The following is a 19,818-nucleotide window of genomic DNA, read 5'->3' on the forward strand; positions in this document are numbered from 1 at the left end:
GACTATAAAAAGATTGTTCGATCCGATTTGTGCGCGTACATTTCAGGTCCGCGCCAATGTTTGAGAAATATCAAGCGTGGTTTTCCCGAATCCGGTGTTCGAGAGAAAAGGAAACATGCACAACGACAACACTCCCCACTCGCGTCGCACTGGCGACGCAGCCGTAACAGGCATCACTCGGCGTCAATGGCTGCAGGGCGCACTGGCGCTGACGGCGGCGGGCCTCACGGGCTCGCTGGCGTTGCGGGCCCTCGCCGACGATCCCGGCACCGCGCCGCTCGATACGTTCATGACGCTCTCCGAAGCATTGACAGGCAAGAAGGGGCTGAGCCGCGTGCTCGGCCAGCGCTTCCTGCAGGCCTTGCAGAAGGGTTCGTTCAAGACCGCCGACAGCCTGCCGCAACTCGCCGGCGCACTCGCGTCCGGTTCGCTGAATCCCGATCAGGAAACACTCGCGCTGAAGATTCTTGAAGCGTGGTATCTCGGCATCGTCGACAACGTCGTGATTACCTACGAAGAAGCATTAATGTTCAGCGTCGTGTCCGATACGCTCGTGATCCCGTCGTATTGCCCCAACAAACCCGGCTTCTGGGCCGACAAACCGATCGAGAGGCAAGCCTGATGGCCGATACCGATACGCAAAAGGCCGACGTCGTCGTCGTCGGCTCGGGTGTCGCAGGCGCGATCGTCGCGCACCAGCTCGCGATGGCGGGCAAGTCCGTGATCCTGCTGGAAGCCGGCCCGCGCATGCCGCGCTGGGAAATCGTCGAGCGCTTCCGCAACCAGGTCGACAAGACCGACTTCATGGCCCCGTACCCGTCGAGCGCGTGGGCGCCGCATCCGGAATACGGCCCGCCGAACGACTACCTGATCCTGAAGGGCGAGCACAAGTTCAACTCGCAGTACATCCGTGCGGTGGGCGGCACGACGTGGCACTGGGCCGCGTCGGCGTGGCGCTTCATCCCGAACGACTTCAAGATGAAGACCGTGTACGGTGTCGGCCGCGACTGGCCGATCCAGTACGACGACATCGAGCATTGGTACCAGCGCGCCGAGGAGGAACTCGGCGTGTGGGGCCCGGGCCCCGAGGAAGACCTGTACTCGCCGCGCAAGGAGCCGTACCCGATGCCGCCGCTGCCGTTGTCGTTCAACGAGCAGACGATCAAGAGCGCGCTCAACGGCTATGACCCGAAGTTCCACGTGGTGACCGAGCCGGTCGCGCGCAACAGCCGCCCGTACGACGGCCGGCCCACTTGTTGCGGGAACAACAACTGCATGCCGATCTGCCCGATCGGCGCGATGTACAACGGCATCGTGCACGTCGAGAAGGCCGAGCAGGCCGGCGCGAAGCTGATCGACAGCGCGGTCGTCTACAAGCTCGAAACCGGGCCGGACAAGCGCATCACCGCCGCGGTCTACAAGGACAAGACGGGTGCCGACCATCGCGTCGAAGGCAAGTACTTCGTGATTGCCGCGAACGGCATCGAGACGCCGAAGATCCTGCTGATGTCCGCGAACCGCGATTTCCCGAACGGTGTCGCGAACAGCTCGGACATGGTCGGCCGCAACCTGATGGACCACCCGGGCACCGGCGTGTCGTTCTACGCGAACGAGAAGCTGTGGCCGGGCCGCGGCCCGCAGGAGATGACGTCGCTGATCGGCTTCCGCGACGGCCCGTTCCGCGCGACCGAAGCCGCGAAGAAGATCCACCTGTCGAACATGTCGCGCATCAACCAGGAGACGCAGAAGATCTTCAAGGCCGGCAAGCTGATGAAGCCCGAGGAGCTCGACGCGCAGATCCGCGATCGTTCCGCGCGCTACGTGCAGTTCGACTGCTTCCACGAAATCCTGCCGCAGCCCGAGAACCGCATCGTGCCGAGCAAGACGGCCACCGACGCAGTCGGCATCCCGCGCCCGGAGATCACCTATGCGATCGACGACTACGTGAAGCGCGGCGCCGTCCACACGCGCGAGGTCTACGCGACGGCCGCGAAGGTGCTGGGCGGCACCGAAGTCGTCTTCAACGACGAGTTCGCGCCGAACAACCACATCACGGGCGCGACGATCATGGGCGCGGATGCACGCGACTCGGTCGTCGACAAGGACTGCCGCACGTTCGACCATCCGAACCTGTTCATCTCGAGCAGCTCGACGATGCCGACCGTCGGTACGGTGAACGTGACGCTGACGATCGCGGCGCTTGCGCTGCGGATGTCGGACACGCTGAAGAAGGAAGTCTGACCGTGCGGAAATCTACTCTCACCTTCCTCCTCGCCGGCTGCCTCGCGCTGCCGGGCCTCGCACGCGCGGCCGATGCGGCCGATCCGGCGCTGGTCAAGCGCGGCGAATACCTCGCGGTCGCGGGCGACTGCATGGCCTGCCACACCGCGAAGGGCGGCAAGCCGTTCGCGGGCGGTCTCGGCATGCCGATCCCGATGCTCGGCAAGATCTATACGAGCAACATCACGCCCGATCCCGAGACGGGCATCGGCAACTGGTCGGCCGAGGACTTCGAGCGCGCGGTGCGCCACGGGGTGTCGAAGAACGGCGACAACCTGTATCCGGCGATGCCGTACGTGTCGTACGCGAAGATCAACGACGACGACGTGCAGGCGCTGTATGCGTACTTCATGCACGGCGTCGAGCCGGTCAAGCAGGCGCCGCCGAAGAACGAGATTCCCGCGCTGCTGAGCATGCGCTGGCCGCTGAAGATCTGGAACTGGCTGTTCCTGAAGGACGGCGCGTACGAGCCGAAACCGGCGCAGAGCGCCGAGTGGAATCGCGGCGCGTATCTCGTGCAGGGCCTCGCGCACTGCAGCACGTGCCACACGCCGCGCGGCATCGCGATGCAGGAGAAGTCGCTCGACGAGACGGGCGGCAGCTTCCTGTCGGGTTCGGTGCTGGCGGGCTGGGACGGCTACAACATCACGTCCGACCCGAACGCGGGGATCGGCGGCTGGACGCAGCAGCAGCTCGTCCAGTACCTGCGCACCGGTACCGTGCCGGGTCTCGCGCAGGCGGCCGGGCCGATGGCCGAGGCGATCGAGCACAGCTTCTCGAAGATGACCGAAGCCGACATCGGCGCGATCTCGACGTACATTCGCACGGTGCCGGCGGTTGCCAGCGGCGATGCGAAGCAGTCGCGCTCGTCGTGGGGCAAGCCGGCCGAGGACGGCCTGACGCTGCGCGGCGCCGCACTCGCGTCGTCGGGCATCGATCCGGCGCGGCTGTATCTCGGCAACTGCGCGACCTGCCACCAGATGCAGGGCAAGGGCACGCCGGACGGTTATTACCCGCCGCTGTTCCACAACTCGACGGTGGGCGCACCGAATCCGACCAACCTCGTGCAGGTGATCCTGAACGGCGTGCAGCGCAAGGCCGGCAGCGAGGACGTCGGGATGCCGGCGTTCCGCCACGAGCTGTCGGATGCGCAGATCGCCGCGCTGACGAACTACCTGACCGGGCAGTTCGGCAATCCGGCCGCGAAGGTGACCGAGCAGGACGTCGCGAAGCTGCGCTGATGCGGCGCGCGACGAAGCAGGGCGATAACTGACAAGAGGAGGAGCACAGCACATCGGGTTGTTGCCCGATGCCGGTTGTTGCAGAGCGGGACGGGCGGCGCAGGCGGCCGCCCGTCCTGGTTCATTCGCAATCCGGTGCGCCGGGCGTATTTGCGCCATGCGCATCGCTTTCGTTGATCGACACCATGACACCGAATCAACCGTTTCTCGCGTCCCAGCGCGATGTGCTGCTGCTGCTTGCCCGGATCCTGCTCGTGATCCTGTTCATGATGTTCGGCTGGAAGAAGATCGTCGACTTCCCCGGTACCATCGCGTTCATGGGTTCGGAAGGCGCGCCCGCGCCGATCATTTCCGCCGCGATCTCCGTCGTGATGGAGCTGTTCGTCGGGGTCGCGATCCTGGTCGGCTTCCAGACGCGCGCGCTCGCGCTGCTGCTGGCGCTCTATACGATCGGCACCGGCATCATCGGCCACCACTACTGGACGATGACGGGCGGCGAGCAGATCAACAACATGATTCATTTCTACAAGAACATCGCGATCTCCGGCGGCCTGCTGGCGCTTTGCGCGGCGGGCCCCGGACGTTTCTCGATCGATCGCGGATAAACGGACCCGGGGCGCGCGCATGGGGCGCGCGCTGGAAGGTCGAGACTCCGAGGGGGCATCATTTTGCGACTCAAACATTTCGCATGGCTGATCGCGGCCGCCACACCGGCGGCCGCTTTTGCTCAGACGAGCGTGATGCTGTACGGCCGCATCGACGGCGGCATCGAATACCTGAACCACATCGCGCAGCCGAACGGCGGCAGCGCGACCCGCTGGAGTGCCGAAGGCGGCGACTGGGGCACCAGCATGTTCGGCTTGAAGGGCTTCGAGGATCTCGGCGGCGGGCTGTCGACGGTCTTCAACCTGGAGACCGCGTTCCAGGTGATGAACGGCACGACGGGCGGCGGGCGCATGTGGTCGCGGCGCGCGTATGTCGGGCTGAAGAGCGACACGTGGGGCCAGCTGCAGGCCGGCCGAAACCTGTTCATCGACAGCGACGGGGTGTGGGAATTCGACCCGTTCGTCCAGCAGGCGTTTTCGTCGGCATCGCTCGTGCGCGGCCGCAACTGGCAGCAGACCAGCAACAACATCGAATATCACAGCCCCGTGATCGGCGGCTTCGACGTGCAGGCGCAATACGCGTTCGGCAACCAGTCGCGCGGCTTCAACTATGGAGCGGCCGACGACTTCGGCCGCTCGGACGGGATCATGATTTCGTACCACTCGCCGGTGCTCGACGTGCGCGGCATCTACGACGAGCTGCGCGACAACAACGGCAAGTTCAGCAACATCTTCACCGCGTCGCGCGAATATTTCGTCGGTGCGAACGTCAAGGTGTCGAAGTTCAAGATCCAGGGCGCGTATACGCACTACCAGGCGCCGGACAGCCCGGCCGGGGTGGCCGATCGCGCCGATCACTACTGGCTCGGTGCGACCTACACCGCGACGCCGCAATGGGCCGTGACGGGCGGCGGTTACTACGTGAAGGTGGGCGACGGCGGCGGCGACGCGTCGCACGATCCGTCGGGGCACGCGATGATGTACGTGCTCGGCACCACGTACAACCTGTCGAAGCGCACGTTCCTGTATGGCACGGTCGCGTATGTGCGCAACGGCGGCAACTCGAACTTCTCGCTGCTCGCGACGCCGCGCGACGCGACGTCGGGTACGAGCCCGATGACGGGCGAGTCGCAGACAGGGGCGTATGTGGGGATGATGCATACGTTCTGAGCGGCGAAGGTAGACGCCTTGCACGCAACAACGCACGGGCGGTTGCCGTCCGTGCGTTGTTGCGTTGACGGTGTGACCGGTGCCGGTCAGAACGCGCATGCCTCGGTCGTGGTGAGCGTCGCGAACGGGCCCCCAAGCGTTGCGTTGTGATGCGCGACGATCCGCTCGGCCGGCAGTTCGGGCGTATCCATGCAGGTGTGCGCATCGGTCACGAGCACCGCGCGAAAACCGAGATCGCCGGCCGCGCGACACGTCGTATCGACGCAGTACTGCGTCTTCATCCCCGCAATCACGATCTCGCCGATGCCGGCCGCATGCAGCCATGCGGCGAGCGGCGTGCCGGTGAAGCAGCTCGACTGCGTCTTGGCGAACACGGTATCGCGTGCGGCATCGATTGCGAGTTCAGGCAGCAGTGCGGTCAGCGGCGAGTCGGGCGCGATCGACGAACCGGCGGGGCCGGTGTGCCGCACCGCGAATACCGGTGCACCGGCTTCATGCGCGCGACCGATCAACCGGTTGATGTTCGCGAGCACACGTTCGCCGTCGTACGGACGCTCGGGGCCGTGATACAGGCCGACCTGCATGTCGACGACGAGCAGTGCGCGTTTCGGGGAAGAGACTTCGGGCATGGCGTTTCTCCTGAGTGACCGATACGGACGGAGAAACGACAAGACCCCGTCCGGAACCGGCGGGGCCTGTGAGGAATCGTGGCGCTACGACCTTGCGCGCACTCGCCGCACGAGCCCGCCGAAGGCGGTCGTGCGTGTCGTGGTCGAGGAGGTGGTCGTGGTGTGGCGCATGGAGCGATCATGCCCGATACGCACGCACTGCGTCAATCGCGCATCCCGCATCGCCCACCGGTCAGTCGAGTGCCTTCCCGGCTTTTTCGTCCATGCAGCGAATCGCGAGCAGCGTGAACGCACCGCAACCAATCGCATACCACGCCGGCGCATTCGGATTGCCGGTTGCAGCGATCAGCCACGTGACGAAAAACTGCGCGAAGCCGCCGAAGATCGCGACGCCCACGCTGTACACGAGTGCGCCGCCCGTCGCACGCACCGCACGCGGGAACAGCTCGCCGAGCATCGCACCCGTCGCGCCGATGTTGATCGCGTGCACGATCGACAGCGCGGCGATGATCGACAGCAGCGATGCGGCGCCCGGCCAGCGGTTCAGCGCGATGAACGCCGGGTAGATCGCGGCCATCAGCGCGATGCGCGTCCACCAGACGATCCGGTTGCGCCCGTACACGTCGGACAGGTGGCCGCCGATCGGCGTCACGAGCATCAGGATCGCGCCCGCGACGCAGCCGGCCGTCATCGACAGCCAGGTCGGCAGATGCAACACCTGCACGCCGTAGATCGCCATGTAGAACACGATGATGTAGTGGATCGACGTGCCGCCGATCGTCACGCCGAGGCCCGCGAACACGGCCTTGCCGTGATGGCGCAGCACGTCGGCGAGCGGCAGCGATGCGACCGGCTCGTCATGCGTGGCGGCGGGCGCGGCGGCCGGCACTTCCTCGACGGTGCGGCGCAGCCAGTAGCCGAGCGGCACGAACAGCGTGCCGATGATGAACGGGACGCGCCAGCCCCAGCTTTCGAGCTGCGCGGCATTGAGCGTCGATGTCAGCGCGACGCCGGTCAGCGCACCGGCGAGCGCGGCGAGTCCCTGGCTCGAGAACTGGAACGACGCGTAGAAGCCGCGGCGGTGCTGCGGCGCCTGTTCGAGCAGCAGCGTGGTCGACGCGCCGACTTCGCCGCCCGACGCGAACCCTTGCAGCAGGCGCGCGAGCACGAGCAGCAGCGGGGCGGCGAGGCCGATCTGCGCGTAGGTCGGCGCGACGGCGATCGTCGCGGTGCCGAGCGCCATCAGCAGCAGTGTGAGGATCATCGCCTTCTTGCGGCCGGCGCGGTCGGCATACATGCCGATCACGAGCCCGCCGAGCGGGCGCGTGACGAAGCCGACACCGAAGCTCGCGACCGCGAGCATCAATTGCCCGAACGACGAATGCACGGGAAAGAACAGCTTGCCGATCAGGATCGCGAAGAAGCTGTAGACCGTGAAGTCGTAGAACTCGAGCGCGTTGCCGACGGCGGCGGCCGCGATCAGCCGGCGTTTCTTCGCGGCGGCGCGAGCATCGACCGGCGTGCCGGCGAGCGAAAGGGCGGACGTTTCCATGTGGGGTTCCCCCGGTTGGCGCGAAACGATGGGATGAAGGGCCGTCAGGCCGCGAGCCAGGCTTCGGCGATGCGAACCCAGTAGCTCGCGCCGATCGCGAGAATGTCGTCGTTGAAGTCGTAGCCGGGGTTGTGCACCATGCAGCCGCCCTTGCTGCCGATCCCGTTGCCGATGAATGCGTAGCAGCCGGGGCGCGCTTCGAGCATGAACGCGAAATCCTCGCTGCCCATCAGCGGCGCGGCGTCGGTCTCGACGCGCTCGGCGCCGAGCATCTGGCGCGCGATGTCGGCCGCGAATGCAGTCGGCTCCGCGTGATTGACGAGCACCGGGTAGCCGTAGTCGTAATCGACTTCCGCCGTGACGCCGAAGCTCTCCGCCTGGCCTTTCGCGAGCGCTTCGATGCGGCGCGCGAGCAGCGCGCGCACGTCGGCGTTCAGTGCGCGCACCGACAGCTTCATCACGACGGTTTCGGGAATGATGTTGAAGGTCTCGCCGGCCTGCACGCTGCCGACCGTGATCACGGCCGCATGCTGCGCATCGACCTCGCGCGCGACGATCGTCTGCAGCGCGACCATGATGCTGCCCGCGGCCGACATCGGATCGCGCGCGAAATGCGGCATCGCGCCGTGGCCGCCGACACCGCGCAGCGTAATCGTCACACGGTCGGCCGATGCCATCGCGGCGCCGGTGCGGAAGGCCATGTCGCCGGCCGCGCGGCCCGGCATGTTGTGGATCGCGAAGATCGCGTCGCACGGGAAACGGTCGAACAGCCCGTCGTCCATCATCGCCTTCGCGCCGCCGAAGTTTTCCTCGGCCGGCTGGAAGATCAGGTTCAGCGTGCCGGAGAACTGGCGCGTTGCAGCGAGGTGGCGCGCCGCGCACAGCAGCATCGCGGTGTGGCCGTCGTGGCCGCACGCATGCATCTTGTTCGCATGGCGGCTCGCGTACGGCAGGCCGGTGGCTTCCGCGAGCGGCAGTGCATCCATGTCGGCACGCAGCCCGACCGTGCGTATGCCTTGCCCTTCGCGCAGCACGCCGACCACGCCCGTCTTGCCGATGCCGCGATGCACGTCGTAACCCCAGCCGGCGAGCAGCTCGGCGACGAGGTCGCTCGTGAGCGTTTCCTCGAATGCGAGTTCGGGGTGAGCGTGGATGCGACGACGCACCTCGACCAGCTCGGGCGCGATCGCGGCGATACCGAGGATGACGGGGTTCACGGCTTGCAGCATGGTCTCTCCTGTGGGGCGGCTGGGGCGTTTGACGCACATATGACGAGCAAGCATATAAATTTCTTTTGCGTACCAGAAGCTGATAAATTGCTTTGGTGCTCACCACCGGTTGCCGCTCGGGAATACCCTGAGCCGGTGTGTGCCGTGCAGCACAGGGTTTCCACGGATCACGCGTCGCCGCCATGAAATACCATCAGCTGAAAGCGTTCGTCACCGTCGCGGAAGAGGGGAGCATTCGCGCGGCCGCGCGGCGCCTGAACGTGTCGCCGGCGGCACTGACGAAGGCGGTCAAGGAACTGGAGATCGCGCTCGGCGTGTCGCTCGTCGTGCGCACCGCGCGCGGCGTCCAGCTCACCGCGTTCGGCCAGCAGTTGCAGGTGCGTGCGCGGCTGATCGTCGCCGAAATGCAGCGCGCCCGCGACGACATCGAGCAGGCGCAAGGGGCGATGACGGGCTCCGTCGCGGCGGCGGTCACGCCGGCCGCCGCGGTGACGATCCTGCCCGATGCGTTTCGCGCGTTCCGGCGGCGTTTTCCGGTGGCGCGCGTCAGTATCGTCGAGGGGTTTCCGGGCGTCGCGCTGCCGCGGCTTCACGACGGCTCGCTCGATTTCGCGGTGGCCGTCGTCGTGCCCGAACTGCTGGCCGCCGAGTTCGATCACGCCGAACTGTATTCGAGCCGTTCGCTGATCGTCGCGCGCAAGGGGCATCCGCTCGCATCGGCCACGTCGCTCGCCGATCTCGTCGAAGCCGACTGGCTGATGAATCCGTCGCCCGAAAGCTCGACGCAGGTGCTGTTCAATTCGTTCGTCGCCTACGGGTTGCCGGTGCCGGCGCGCGTCGTCGAATGCCCGAGCTTCGGGCTCGCGCGCAGCCTGATGATGGGCTGCGACCTGATTGCGTCGATGCCCGAGCAGCTGCTGCAGGGCGAGTGGGCGCGCGACCAGTTCGCGGTCCTGCCGATCCGCGAGCGGTTGCCGGCCGTCTCGGTGCAGGTCATCACGCGTCGCGACAGCCCGCTGACGCCGGCAGCGGCGATGCTGCTCGATTGCCTGCGCGATTCCGCGAGGCGCAAGGGGCTGCTGTGAACCTGCGCCCGCGGGCAGCGACCGTCGTTGCGTCGTTATCCTCACGATCGGGCGTGCGGCGTTGCCGTCGCCCGGCGGGCACGTGGCTTGCGCAGCGGGCACGTCATTGCGGCGTCTGCCGCGCGAGCCGGTATCATAGCGGCCGGCCCGCCGCTCCGGCCGGCCTCCAACCACATCGCCATCCGGCATCCAGCAATCAGAGGCATTTCATGACCAGTGCAACCCAATTCGACAACGTATCGGTCGTCAAGCGCGCGAACGTCTATTTCGACGGCAAGTGCGTGTCGCATACCGTGCTCTTCCCGGACGGCACGCGCAAGACGCTCGGCGTGATCCTGCCGTGCGCGCTCAACTTCGGCACCGATGCGCCCGAATTGATGGAAGTGCAGGCCGGCAAGTGCCGCGTGAAGCTCGACGGCAGCAGCGAATGGCAGACCTACGGCGCCGGCGAATCGTTCTCGGTGCCGGGCAAGAGCCGTTTCGACATCGAAGTGCTCGAGACGCTCGATTACGTCTGCAGCTACCTGTAAGACGCGCGCAGCAAAAGAAAAGCCCCGCCGAAGCGGGGCTCGTCACAAGCGGATGGCGCAAGGCCATCCGGAGCGCCTGTTCTCTTACAGGCAGGCGTTGATGTCGCCGGCCGACGATGCGTCGCCGCCGCGGAAGCCAACCCACGTCTTTGCATTCGCGGCGTTGGCCGGGCGCACGACGGCCGCGGCGCCGTTCGGCGGCTGCTGGCCCGGCGCATACACGGCCATGGCGAGGCCGTTCGCGAGTTCATACTGCGACGTCACTTGTTGCTGCGACTTGTCGGCCCAGGTCTTGGCGATGCATTGCGCGACCTGATCGGCGGGCTTCTGGCTTTGTCCCACGTTTTGGAGGGCAGAATCGGCTGCATGAGCAGAAAATGCCACGGTCAATGCGATGAGCGGTAAGTATTTCGCGTTCACGTTATCTCCCTCGAGTCGTGATTGATTGAGTGGGATGCGCAGCAGGACTGCGTGCAAGTGAGATCGCATCGAACAAGCACGGTTCCGGCTATTCCGAAACAAGTTGTTAACGCGCTTGCCAAATGGCGACTCCGATGCTGTGCACTTTGCTGCGGCACGGCATGCATCGTGTGCGGTTCGACGTCATGCGCGGCGTGGTCGGCGCGCTGCCCGGTCGTGTGGTGAAGTGATGGTCGCGGCGAGCGGCATGCATGTGCATGCCGTGCCGCAACTCTTTATTTGATCGCGCAGTGGAATGGCTGATTGATGGCCCCGTCGCATGGGCACCATGATGACAAACTTTCGGCCGTCGAATTGTTAACCAACTTTAAACAGGGGACGCGACGGAATGCGAGGCGGCACGCGACGGGCGTGCCGCGTCGTGCGCAGAGGTGACGCGAGCGGGTCGTGCGCGGCGAGGGTGCCGCGCGGCGCGGTGGGTCAGCCGGCCTTGCGCGTGCCGATGTCGCGCAGGTTGGCCGGGACGATCGGGCGGAAGCGCTCGCGTTTCTGTTCGTCGTCGAAGTGCTGCAACGCGGGCTTGATGAGGTCGCTGCGCGACACGATGCCCGTGATGCGCATCGATTGCTCGTCGGCGACGACGGGCAGGCGCTCGAGCCCGAGCATCGCGAGTCGCGATGCGACGACGCGGCACGATTCGTGCGCTTGGGCAACCGCCGGCGCACGATTGGCGAACGCGCGCGAGATCGGCGTGTCGGGTGCAGCCTGTGCGCGCTGTGCATCGAGCGTCGCGCGATCGACGAGACCGAGCAGGCGGCCGTTCTGCACGACCGGGTACGCACGGTGCGTCTGTTTCGCGCCGAAGTACCGCGACTCGACGGCATCGAGCGTCGCCGCGCCGTCGATCGTGACGAGCAGGTCGGCGGACGTCATTACTTCGCCGATGTCGTGCCGCTCGAGCGGATCGACGCCGTATTCGCGATAGATGTGATAGCCGCGGCGTGCGATCTTTTCCGTCATGATCGAGCGTTTCATCACGATGGTTGCGAAGCCGTGCGCGACGAGCGTCGCCGCGAGCAGCGGCAGTAGCGCGTTCGCGTCATGCGTGAGGCCGAACGCGAACACGATCGCGGTGAGCGGGGCGCCGAGCGTTGCGCCGAGGGTCGCGGCCATGCACACGAGCGGCCACAGTGTCGGATCGCCGCCCGGCAGCATCGGCGACAGCACGGTGCCGAGGCCGGCGCCGAGCATCAGCAGCGGAGCGAGCACGCCGCCCGACGTGCCCGAGCCGAGCGCGATCACCCACATCACGGCTTTCACGAGCAGCAACGCGAGCGCGATCTTCAAGGCGATGTGCTGGTGCAGCAGGTCGCCGATCACGTCGTAGCCGACGCCGAGCGCGCGCGGCTCGAGCCAGCCGCCGATGCCGATCACGATCGCGCCGAGCGCGGGCCACCACATCCAGTGCACCGGCAGCTTCGCGAAGGTGTCCTCGACGCGGTACAGCGCGGCCGACAGCCCGCATGCGAGCAAGCCCGACAGCAGGCCCGCGACGATGCACGACAGCAGCGCGACGGGCGTCGGCGCGGCCGTCGTCAGCGGAAACAGCGGATCGACGCCGAAGAACACGGCCCGGGCGAAACCCGCCACCGCGCATGCCAGTGCGACCGGCAGGAAACTGCGCGGACGCCATTCGAACAGCAGCAGTTCGACCGCGAGCAGCACGGCGGCGACCGGCGTGCCGAACACGGCCGTCATGCCGGCGGCCGCGCCGGCGACGAGCAGCGTCTTGCGCTCGGCGGCAGTGACGTGCACGCACTGCGCGATCAGCGAGCCGAGCGCGCCGCCCGTCATGATGATCGGGCCTTCGGCGCCGAACGGGCCGCCGCTGCCGATCACGACGCCGGACGACAGCGGCTTGAGGATCGCGACCTTCGGCGACATGCGGCTCTTGCCGAACAGGATCGCCTCGATCGCTTCCGGAATGCCGTGGCCGCGGATCTTTTCCGAACCGAAGCGCGCCATCAACCCCACGATCAGCCCGCCGATCACCGGCACCACGATCACCCACGCGCCGAGCGTGTTGTTCGCGGGCGAGCGGTCGACGAACGAGAACTGCTGAAAGAAGAACAGGTTCGTGAACAGATGGATCAGGCTCAACAGCACGAACGCGGCAAGCGTGCCGAGCAGGCCGATCCCGGCGGCAAGCAACGCGATCCCGGGCAGGCGTTCGTTGGTCGAGAAATCGCGTTTGTGTGGGGCGTTCATCGGCGTGGAAAAAGCATGGGTCAGTAATCGATCTGCGGAACCTGGAACGCGTCCTTGAGCGACTTCAGCTCGGCGCGATGCATGACCGCGAGGCGGGCGAGCAGCGTCTCGCCGGCCGGCTCGAGATGAACCTCGACCTGCCGGCGATCCGCTTCGCTCGTCTTGCGCTTCACGAGGCCGAGCGCTTCGCAGCGCGTGACCAGCGCGACGACTCCGTGATGCTGCGCCTGCAGGCGTTCCGCGAGTTCGCCGATGGTCGCCCATTCGCGATGCGGGTAGCCCTTGATGTGCAGCAACAGCAGGTATTGCAGCGGCGTCACGCCCTCACTTTGCGCGGCGCGCTCGGAGAAGCGCTCGAAGCGGCGCATCTGGTAGCGGAACTCGGACAGTTGCTGGAAATCGCTTTTCGTCAGCGCGCGTCGGGTATCGTTCATCGGGGGCGGTCGGTCAGTCGGTTACGGTAGCGTGAAATATATCACAACATGACATAAATGGCCGAATTCGTGCGGATAGGATGCACGCCTCGTAGCACCGGCCGCTACATGGCGTTACGAGCGAGGCACACGTCAGGCAGCCTCGAGCATTTGCGTCTGCCGATAAAGGCCCGTGACGAGATCCGTCTGGGTAATGATCCCGACGAGCCGGTGCGATTCATCGACGACCGGAATGTGGTGGTGGCCCGAATGCGTCAACAGCGGGACGAGCGCGGTGATCGGCATCGTTTCCGGCACGCACGCGACGTCGCGCGTCATCACCGAGGCGACGCTCGCCGGCTGGCCGCCGAACGATTGCGGCAGCCGCGCGGACAGGCGTTGCCACAGCGGGGTCGGGCGGCGCAGCGGGCGCGTGAGGTCGGCGCGCGTGACGATGCCGGTCAGGCGGCCTTCGCCGTCGACGACGGGCAGCGCCTTCACGCGATGGCGGTCGAGCAGCGTGAGCGCGGCCATTACCGATGTCGACGGCGCGACTTCGATCGCATCCTTCGTCATCAGGTCGGCGCACGAGAGCTGGCCGAACGTGCGTGTGTAGGCCTGCATCTCGGTTTCGCGCAGCAGCGCTTCCAGGTCGTCCGGATCGACGTCGAGCCATTCGCTGCGGCGCTTGAGCACCGCGTCGAGGTCGCCGCGTGTGAAGCGGCCGCGCGCCGGTGCGGCGCCGCCCGCCTGCGGTTTCGCTTCGGGGCGCACGCCGCCGTGCGGGTAGCGGTGCCCGGTCAGCGTGTGATAGGCGAGTGCGGCGGACAGCAGGATGGCCGATTGCAGCGCGATCGGCTCCAGCACGAAGCTGAACCCGAGCGAATGGATCGCGGGGCCGCCGACCACGGCCGTGAGCGCGACGGCGCCCGACGGCGGGTGCACGCAGCGCAGCGCGAACATGCCGCCGATCGCGCACGCGATCGCGACCGCGGCGGCCGTGATCGGATCGGCGATCCATTGTGCGCAGGCGACACCGACCGTCGCCGCGACGAGATTGCCGCCGATGATCGACCACGGCTGCGCGAGCGGACTCGCCGGCACCGCGAACAGCAGCACGGCCGATGCGCCCATCGGCGCGACGAGCAGCGGCACGAGGCCCGGTACGCCAGGCAGCACGCGCATGGTCACGCCGACTGTCGCGATGCCGACGAGCGCGCCCGTGCATGAACGCAGGCGCTCGCGCCAGCCCAGCGACATCGGCTGGGGAATGAAGCTGTGCAGCCATTGCCGCAACGTGCGGCGCGACGAAGGGGAGCCTGACGACATGGACGGTAAGCGGTAAAGATGACAGCGCGGGCGCGCGCAGCGACGAGCCGCGAATTATATCGTGTTGTGATATAAATTGTCGCGCCGCATCAAGGCGGTGCATGTGCGTGACACGCATGTCTTGCAAAAACCTTTCATCCGATGAAAGTTTATGGTCGTGGCAATAGCGCAAATTTGTCTGTAGCGGCGTACAATTCGGGCCACTGAATCCCCCCTTCATGCCAGAACCACGTACGCGATGCCCGCTCTCCCGCCTTTCTCCCGGCACGGTGATCGATTCGACGTGGTTCGCGGCTGCGTTCCGTTCCCCACCTGACGCGAGCGCTGCCGACGCCTCCCCACTGACTCTCCCCAAGCTAATTCAATGGACATGCTCGAAAACATGCGCCTGTTCGTGCGCGTTGTCGAAGCCGGCAGTTTTACTGCGGTCGCGAAGGAAATCGACGCGACCACCGCGCAGGTGTCGCGCGCGGTTTCGAACCTCGAAGCGCACGTACAGACGCGCCTGCTGCATCGCACGACGCGCCATCTCGGCCTCACCGAAAGCGGCGAACGCTATTTCGAGCGCGCGAAATCGATCCTCGCGGAAATCGACTACGCGAACGCGGAGGCGCGCAACGCACTGCTGCGGCCGAGCGGCAAGATGCGCATCCACGCGATGACGGGGCTCGGGCAGAGTCATGTCGTGTCGTCGATCGTCCGCTACCAGGAGGACAACCCCGACGTGTCGGTCGAGCTGACGCTCGCGCAGCGGATGCCGAATCTCGTCGAGGAGGGCTATGACGTATCGATCGTGACGGCGTCGCAACTGCCCGATTCGGGCTACGTCGCGCAGACCTGCGGCACGAGCTGCAGCGTGCTCGTCGCGTCGCGCGAATACCTGGCGCGCCACGGCACGCCGCAGACGCCCGACGAATTGCCGAACCACGTGTGCCTGCGCCTCGACACGCCCGCATCGCCGGCCGGCGAATGGCGGCTCGAGCGCAGCGATGGCGAGGAGGCCATCTACGAGCTGCAGCCCGCGCCGTTCCAGGTCAACGTGCCGGACGCGCTGTGTGTCGCGGTGCGCGCCGGGCGAGGGATCGCGTGCGTCGCGCTGTATACGGTGCTCGACGACATCCGCGAAGGGCGGCTGATCCGCGTGCTGCCCGAGTATCGGCTGCAGACGGTGAGCGTGTATGCCGTCTACGCGACGCGTCGTTATCTCGATGCGAAGATCCGCACGTTCCTCGACCACCTGCGCACGACGCTCACGCCCGCGCTGGAGGACGACCTGCGCGAACTCGACCGGCTGACCACCGAACAGTCGCCCGGCGGCCGCAAGCGCGCTTGACGTCCTGCGGCCTGGGCCGCGCATCGGGTGCAATCGAGTATGGAAATCGTATCGATATCGGTCTAACGTCCAGAGACTATCGATCGATTCAAGAATTGCATGATTGAACTGCACCAGCTTCGCTGCTTCGTCGCGGTCGCCGAGGAGCTGCATTTCGGTCGCGCGGCCCGGCGGCTCTTCATGACCCAGCCGCCGCTCAGCCGGCAGATCCAGCTGCTCGAGCATGCGCTCGGCATCGCGCTGCTCGAACGCAGCAGCCGGCAGGTCAGCCTGACCGCGGCCGGCGAGCGGTTCCTGCGCGACGCGCGGCACATTCTCGAATTCTCCGCACGGGCCGAGCAGGCCGCGCAGCGCGTCGCGCATGGCGGCGCCGGCCGCATCACGCTCGGCTTCACGGCGGTCAGCGCGTACCGGATGATCCCGATGCTGCTGGCGCATGCCGCGCACGCGCTGCCGGACGTCGACGTCGAATTGCGAGAGATGGTGTCGACCGTGCAGATCGACGCGCTGGCGTCACGGATGCTCGACGCGGGCTTCGTGCGTCAGCGGGCCGCCCGCCAGCCGCTCGAATACCGGCTCGTGCAGCGCGAACCGATGCTGGTCGCGGTCGCGGAGGGGGCGCCGCTCGCCGCGTGCGAGCGCATCGGCCCCGACGATCTCGACCGGCAGCCGTTCATCGCGTATTCGCCGAACGAGGGGAAATACTTCCACGACCTGATCTCGGGCCTGTTCGCGAACGCGGGGCGGCTGCCGAACTACCTGCATTACGTCGGGCAGACGCATACGATCCTGGGCCTCGTGCGCGCGGGCCTGGGTGCCGCACTCGTGCCGGCGTCGGCGCGCGAACTGCATGTCGACGGCGTGGTGTTCCGGCCGCTGGCGGGCACCGACGTGGCGGCCGAGCTGTATCTCGCATGGCGCACGGACAACGACAATCCTGCGTTGCCGGTGTTCAACGCGATGGTCGAGCGGTTTCTCGCGCAGGAGCAGGGCGGCGCGTGACGTGATGCGCCGGGGAATCCGCCCGGGCGATGTGACAAGCTTTCAGTCCGGAAGGGGGCGCATGCGATGACAAGCAATCCTGACCGAGCACGACGGGTCGCAGTCCTGCGAATCCTTACCGTACTGAAAGCCGTTTCGCTGCCGGTGTTCCAGCGGAGGAACGCAGCGCTTCGCTGCACTGCGACAACTGCTTGACGCTGCATGCCGGTCGGCGCAGGATACGTCCGTGCATTTGGAGCGGGACGCGCCGGCCGCGCGGTTCCTGCACCCGCGATATGCAGAAGAACAACGATGAGCCTTTACGCACTCGTACCGGAATACCGGCCCCGCGTCTGTCGGCCCGCCGGAACCACGCTTCTCCCGACGCCCGCCGCGTCACGTATCCGTCATCCCGTTTCGTACCGTGCCTCGGTACGCTTTCCCGTTCGCGCGCGAGCCTCGACGATGAACGGCGCCCGTCCGGCGCGCCGCATCGCGGCACCGTCCGCCATCCTTCATTACCGCATCCTGAACGGCGCCTACACCGGCGTCTCGTGACGCCCGTCGCGCCCGTCCTTGTATTGCGCCGCCGGCTTTGCCTGGCTGCCCGGCGGCACCGAAGTCCGAAGCATTTCGATTGAGCTTGAAAGAGCACACGCAAGCAGTTCGGTTCGAGGTTCAAGGAGAAAAACTCATGTCGCAGCTTTCGAATGAAGAAGCAAACGGCAGTTCGGGGAGTGGCAAGGTCAAGCTGGTCAAGTGGGCGATCATCATCGCCGGCGTCGCGATCGCGGCACCGGCCGCGCTGTTCATCCTGAAGGGAGTGATCGCGCTGGTCACGGCGGGCGTGATCGGTCTCGGCGCGATCTACTTGGCGCCGGTCGTCGCGATGAAGTTCGCGAACCAGAAGGTGAAGATGATCGTCGAGGAGGCGCAGGCGAATCCGATCGAGACGCTGATCAACCAGCTCGCGGAAAAGCGCCAGGCGGCACAGAAATTCGCGGACAGCATCACCGCGTTCCGTACCGAGGTGAAGAACTTCGAGAACAAGACGGAACTGTTCGAGAAGCAGTATCCGGACGACGCGCCGCGCTTCAGGCAGCAGCTCGACACGATGAAGCAACTGCTCTCGTTCCGCGAGGGGCGCTACAAGCAGGTGCAGGCCGAGCTGAAGAACTTCGCGTCGGCGATCGACCGTGCGAAGGCGATGTGGGACATGTCGCAGGCGGCGCAGCAGATGAACAAGCTCGCGGGCCGGCAGGCGTCCGACACGTTCGAGCAGATCAAGACCGACGTGGCCGTCGATTCGGTGATGCGCTCGGTCAACAAGGCGTTCTCCGAAATGGAGACGTCGCTGATGGATAACCCCGAGGTCAAGCAGGCGCAGCAGCAGGCGGTGGCGAATGCCCCGCACGCGCCCGGGCTCGACGCGGCGAACCCCGCGCAGCTGCCGTCGAAACAACAATAACTTCCTGCAGGCACGCAACCATGAAAAAACTGCTTGGCGCCATCGCGTTTCTGGTAGTGCTCGTCGGCGTATGGATCGTTCATCAGGGCGGCCTGTCGACGCTGATTCCCGCGCATGACGCGGCCCCGGCCTCGACATCCGCGCAAAACGGCGACAGCGGCCAGGCGGCGCAGACGCCGCCGTCGGCCAGCGTGCTGCCGGCCGGCTTCACGCCGCAGGCCAGCACGCTGAAATCGATCGCGGAAAACGGCATCGTTCGGATCTCGGTGCAGAACCCGAGCGAACCGTTCTTCGGCGAGGACAAGGGCTCGCCGCACGGCTTCAACGTCGAGTTCGCGCGGCTGCTGTTCGCGGACCCGTCGTTCTCGCACGGCGGCAAGCCGGTCGTCGTCGATACGCGCCACGAGGTCGACACGTACCCCGGCGTGCCGAAACAACTGCTCGATACCGACGCGAAGGGGAACCACGTGGTCGACGTGGCGATGGACGGGCTGACGTTCCCTGACAACACGCCGGCAGGCGTCGTCTATTCGGTGCCGTACGTCGACGATTTCGGCTATTCGCTGATCGTGCGGCAAGGCTCCGCCATCCGCTCGATCGACGATCTCACGGGCAAGACGGTCGGCATCCTGAAGGGCGACCCGGACGTGCGTGCGTTCGTCACGCGCCAGTATCCGAACGTGAAGTTCGTCGAAGTCGACGATTCCGATCCGGCGTTCATCGCGAAGAGCATCGACGGCCACACGGTCGATGCGTTCATCTACGACTATCCGTTCGCGGTCAGCTCGATCAAGGGCACCGACCTGAAATTCGCGGTGACCAAGCTCGACGGCTCGAACATCGCGTACAAGATCGGCGTGCGCGCGGATGACCAGGATCTGCTGATCTACCTGAACGCCGCGATCGCGAAGCTCAAGCAGTCGCCGCAGTATCTCGAGCTGCTGCGCAAGTATTTCGTCAGCGACCAGGCGGTGACGACCGCGGCCGCGTCGGGCGAACACACGTACGTGGTGAAGGCGGGCGACACGCTGAACATGATCGCGGCGAGCAAGCTCGGCAGCGGCCAGCGCTATCGCGAGATTCAACGCCGCAACAACCTCGCGAACCCGAACCTGATCCTGGCGGGCCAGCGTCTGGTGATTCCGGTGCGCTGACGGCGGCGTGAAGTGAACGAAAAGGAAGGGACGTGAAGGACGGCGCGCGGCCCGGCGGAGAGCGCGTGTATGCGGCGCGCCAGGCAGTGAACGCGTAACCAACCGGGTAGAAGGAATTAGCAGATGGCTTC

The 19,818-nt window shown here is 66.2% G+C and carries 18 protein-coding genes; 11 read left to right on the forward strand and 7 right to left on the reverse strand.

Features of this window, described 5'->3' with window-relative positions:
• Window positions 1-115: 115 nt before the first annotated feature.
• The 5 genes from ACTJLD_RS21100 to ACTJLD_RS21120 all read left to right on the forward strand — a co-directional run bounded on the left by ACTJLD_RS21100 (window position 116) and on the right by ACTJLD_RS21120 (window position 5,296).
• The gene (locus ACTJLD_RS21100) at window positions 116-622 is read left to right on the forward strand and encodes a sugar dehydrogenase complex small subunit (protein WP_027791852.1); all 507 of its coding nucleotides are present in this window, start codon (window positions 116-118) and stop codon (window positions 620-622) included.
• The gene (locus ACTJLD_RS21105) at window positions 622-2,241 is read left to right on the forward strand and encodes a GMC family oxidoreductase (RefSeq protein ID WP_027791851.1); all 1,620 of its coding nucleotides are present in this window, start codon (window positions 622-624) and stop codon (window positions 2,239-2,241) included. Before ACTJLD_RS21100 ends, ACTJLD_RS21105 begins: the two co-directional genes overlap by 1 nt.
• Window positions 2,242-2,243: 2 nt before the next feature.
• Entirely contained in the window at window positions 2,244-3,521 is a 1,278-nt protein-coding gene (locus tag ACTJLD_RS21110) for a cytochrome c (protein ID WP_027791850.1), read from the forward strand.
• A gap of 185 nt (window positions 3,522-3,706) precedes the next feature.
• Window positions 3,707-4,126, forward strand: a complete 420-nt coding sequence (locus ACTJLD_RS21115; RefSeq protein ID WP_440659544.1) for a DoxX family protein — start codon at window positions 3,707-3,709, stop codon at window positions 4,124-4,126.
• Window positions 4,127-4,189: 63 nt separating this feature from the next.
• Complete coding sequence (locus ACTJLD_RS21120; RefSeq protein WP_027791848.1) at window positions 4,190-5,296, forward strand: porin; 1,107 nt, start codon at window positions 4,190-4,192, stop codon at window positions 5,294-5,296.
• An 86-nt stretch (window positions 5,297-5,382) separates the two neighbouring features.
• Here the strand turns inward: ACTJLD_RS21120 and ACTJLD_RS21125 are convergent, their stop codons facing one another.
• The 3 genes from ACTJLD_RS21125 to ACTJLD_RS21135 all read right to left on the reverse strand — a co-directional run bounded on the left by ACTJLD_RS21125 (window position 5,383) and on the right by ACTJLD_RS21135 (window position 8,706).
• Complete coding sequence (locus ACTJLD_RS21125; RefSeq protein WP_440659545.1) at window positions 5,383-5,925, reverse strand: cysteine hydrolase family protein; 543 nt, start codon at window positions 5,923-5,925, stop codon at window positions 5,383-5,385.
• A gap of 232 nt (window positions 5,926-6,157) precedes the next feature.
• Window positions 6,158-7,477: an MFS transporter gene (locus tag ACTJLD_RS21130; protein WP_027791846.1), complete on the reverse strand. Its 1,320-nt coding sequence runs from the start codon at window positions 7,475-7,477 to the stop codon at window positions 6,158-6,160.
• Between the two features lie 44 nt (window positions 7,478-7,521).
• Window positions 7,522-8,706, reverse strand: a complete 1,185-nt coding sequence (locus ACTJLD_RS21135) for a M20 aminoacylase family protein (RefSeq protein ID WP_440659546.1) — start codon at window positions 8,704-8,706, stop codon at window positions 7,522-7,524.
• A 182-nt stretch (window positions 8,707-8,888) separates the two neighbouring features.
• Here ACTJLD_RS21135 and ACTJLD_RS21140 point away from each other — a divergent pair, with 182 nt between their 5' ends.
• Both ACTJLD_RS21140 and ACTJLD_RS21145 read left to right on the forward strand, forming a co-directional pair.
• Window positions 8,889-9,791 carry a LysR substrate-binding domain-containing protein gene (locus tag ACTJLD_RS21140; protein ID WP_027791844.1) on the forward strand — a complete coding sequence of 301 codons (903 nt, stop codon included), beginning with the start codon at window positions 8,889-8,891 and terminating at the stop codon, window positions 9,789-9,791.
• Window positions 9,792-10,000: 209 nt separating this feature from the next.
• Window positions 10,001-10,321 (forward strand): pyrimidine/purine nucleoside phosphorylase, encoded by a 321-nt coding sequence (locus ACTJLD_RS21145; RefSeq protein WP_006478890.1) that lies wholly within the window; start codon window positions 10,001-10,003, stop codon window positions 10,319-10,321.
• A gap of 84 nt (window positions 10,322-10,405) precedes the next feature.
• On the opposite strand, the gene ACTJLD_RS21150 is transcribed toward ACTJLD_RS21145, so the two are convergent.
• The 4 genes from ACTJLD_RS21150 to ACTJLD_RS21165 all read right to left on the reverse strand — a co-directional run bounded on the left by ACTJLD_RS21150 (window position 10,406) and on the right by ACTJLD_RS21165 (window position 14,751).
• A complete protein-coding gene (locus ACTJLD_RS21150) occupies window positions 10,406-10,741 on the reverse strand; it encodes a hypothetical protein (RefSeq protein WP_021162025.1) in 336 nt (111 codons plus the stop codon).
• Window positions 10,742-11,221: 480 nt separating this feature from the next.
• Window positions 11,222-13,009 carry a chloride channel protein gene (locus tag ACTJLD_RS21155; RefSeq protein ID WP_440659547.1) on the reverse strand — a complete coding sequence of 596 codons (1,788 nt, stop codon included), beginning with the start codon at window positions 13,007-13,009 and terminating at the stop codon, window positions 11,222-11,224.
• Between the two features lie 20 nt (window positions 13,010-13,029).
• Window positions 13,030-13,443, reverse strand: coding sequence for a MarR family winged helix-turn-helix transcriptional regulator (locus ACTJLD_RS21160; RefSeq protein ID WP_440659548.1), 414 nt, complete (start codon window positions 13,441-13,443; stop codon window positions 13,030-13,032).
• A 132-nt stretch (window positions 13,444-13,575) separates the two neighbouring features.
• Window positions 13,576-14,751 (reverse strand): HPP family protein, encoded by a 1,176-nt coding sequence (locus ACTJLD_RS21165; protein ID WP_175897525.1) that lies wholly within the window; start codon window positions 14,749-14,751, stop codon window positions 13,576-13,578.
• A gap of 364 nt (window positions 14,752-15,115) precedes the next feature.
• Between ACTJLD_RS21165 and ACTJLD_RS21170 the strand changes: the two genes are divergently transcribed.
• The 4 genes from ACTJLD_RS21170 to ACTJLD_RS21185 all read left to right on the forward strand — a co-directional run bounded on the left by ACTJLD_RS21170 (window position 15,116) and on the right by ACTJLD_RS21185 (window position 19,687).
• Window positions 15,116-16,084 carry a LysR family transcriptional regulator gene (locus ACTJLD_RS21170; RefSeq protein WP_027791840.1) on the forward strand — a complete coding sequence of 323 codons (969 nt, stop codon included), beginning with the start codon at window positions 15,116-15,118 and terminating at the stop codon, window positions 16,082-16,084.
• A 99-nt stretch (window positions 16,085-16,183) separates the two neighbouring features.
• A complete protein-coding gene (locus ACTJLD_RS21175) occupies window positions 16,184-17,086 on the forward strand; it encodes a LysR substrate-binding domain-containing protein (RefSeq protein ID WP_060173393.1) in 903 nt (300 codons plus the stop codon).
• 673 nt (window positions 17,087-17,759) lie between these two features.
• Window positions 17,760-18,533 (forward strand): hypothetical protein, encoded by a 774-nt coding sequence (locus tag ACTJLD_RS21180; protein ID WP_027791838.1) that lies wholly within the window; start codon window positions 17,760-17,762, stop codon window positions 18,531-18,533.
• 20 nt (window positions 18,534-18,553) lie between these two features.
• Window positions 18,554-19,687, forward strand: coding sequence for a transporter substrate-binding and LysM peptidoglycan-binding domain-containing protein (locus ACTJLD_RS21185; RefSeq protein WP_226155706.1), 1,134 nt, complete (start codon window positions 18,554-18,556; stop codon window positions 19,685-19,687).
• The last annotated feature ends 131 nt before the right edge of the window (window positions 19,688-19,818 follow it).

The organism is Burkholderia sp. 22088 (assembly GCF_052045915.1).
In the GTDB taxonomy this organism is placed as follows: Bacteria; Pseudomonadota; Gammaproteobacteria; order Burkholderiales; family Burkholderiaceae; genus Burkholderia; species Burkholderia cepacia.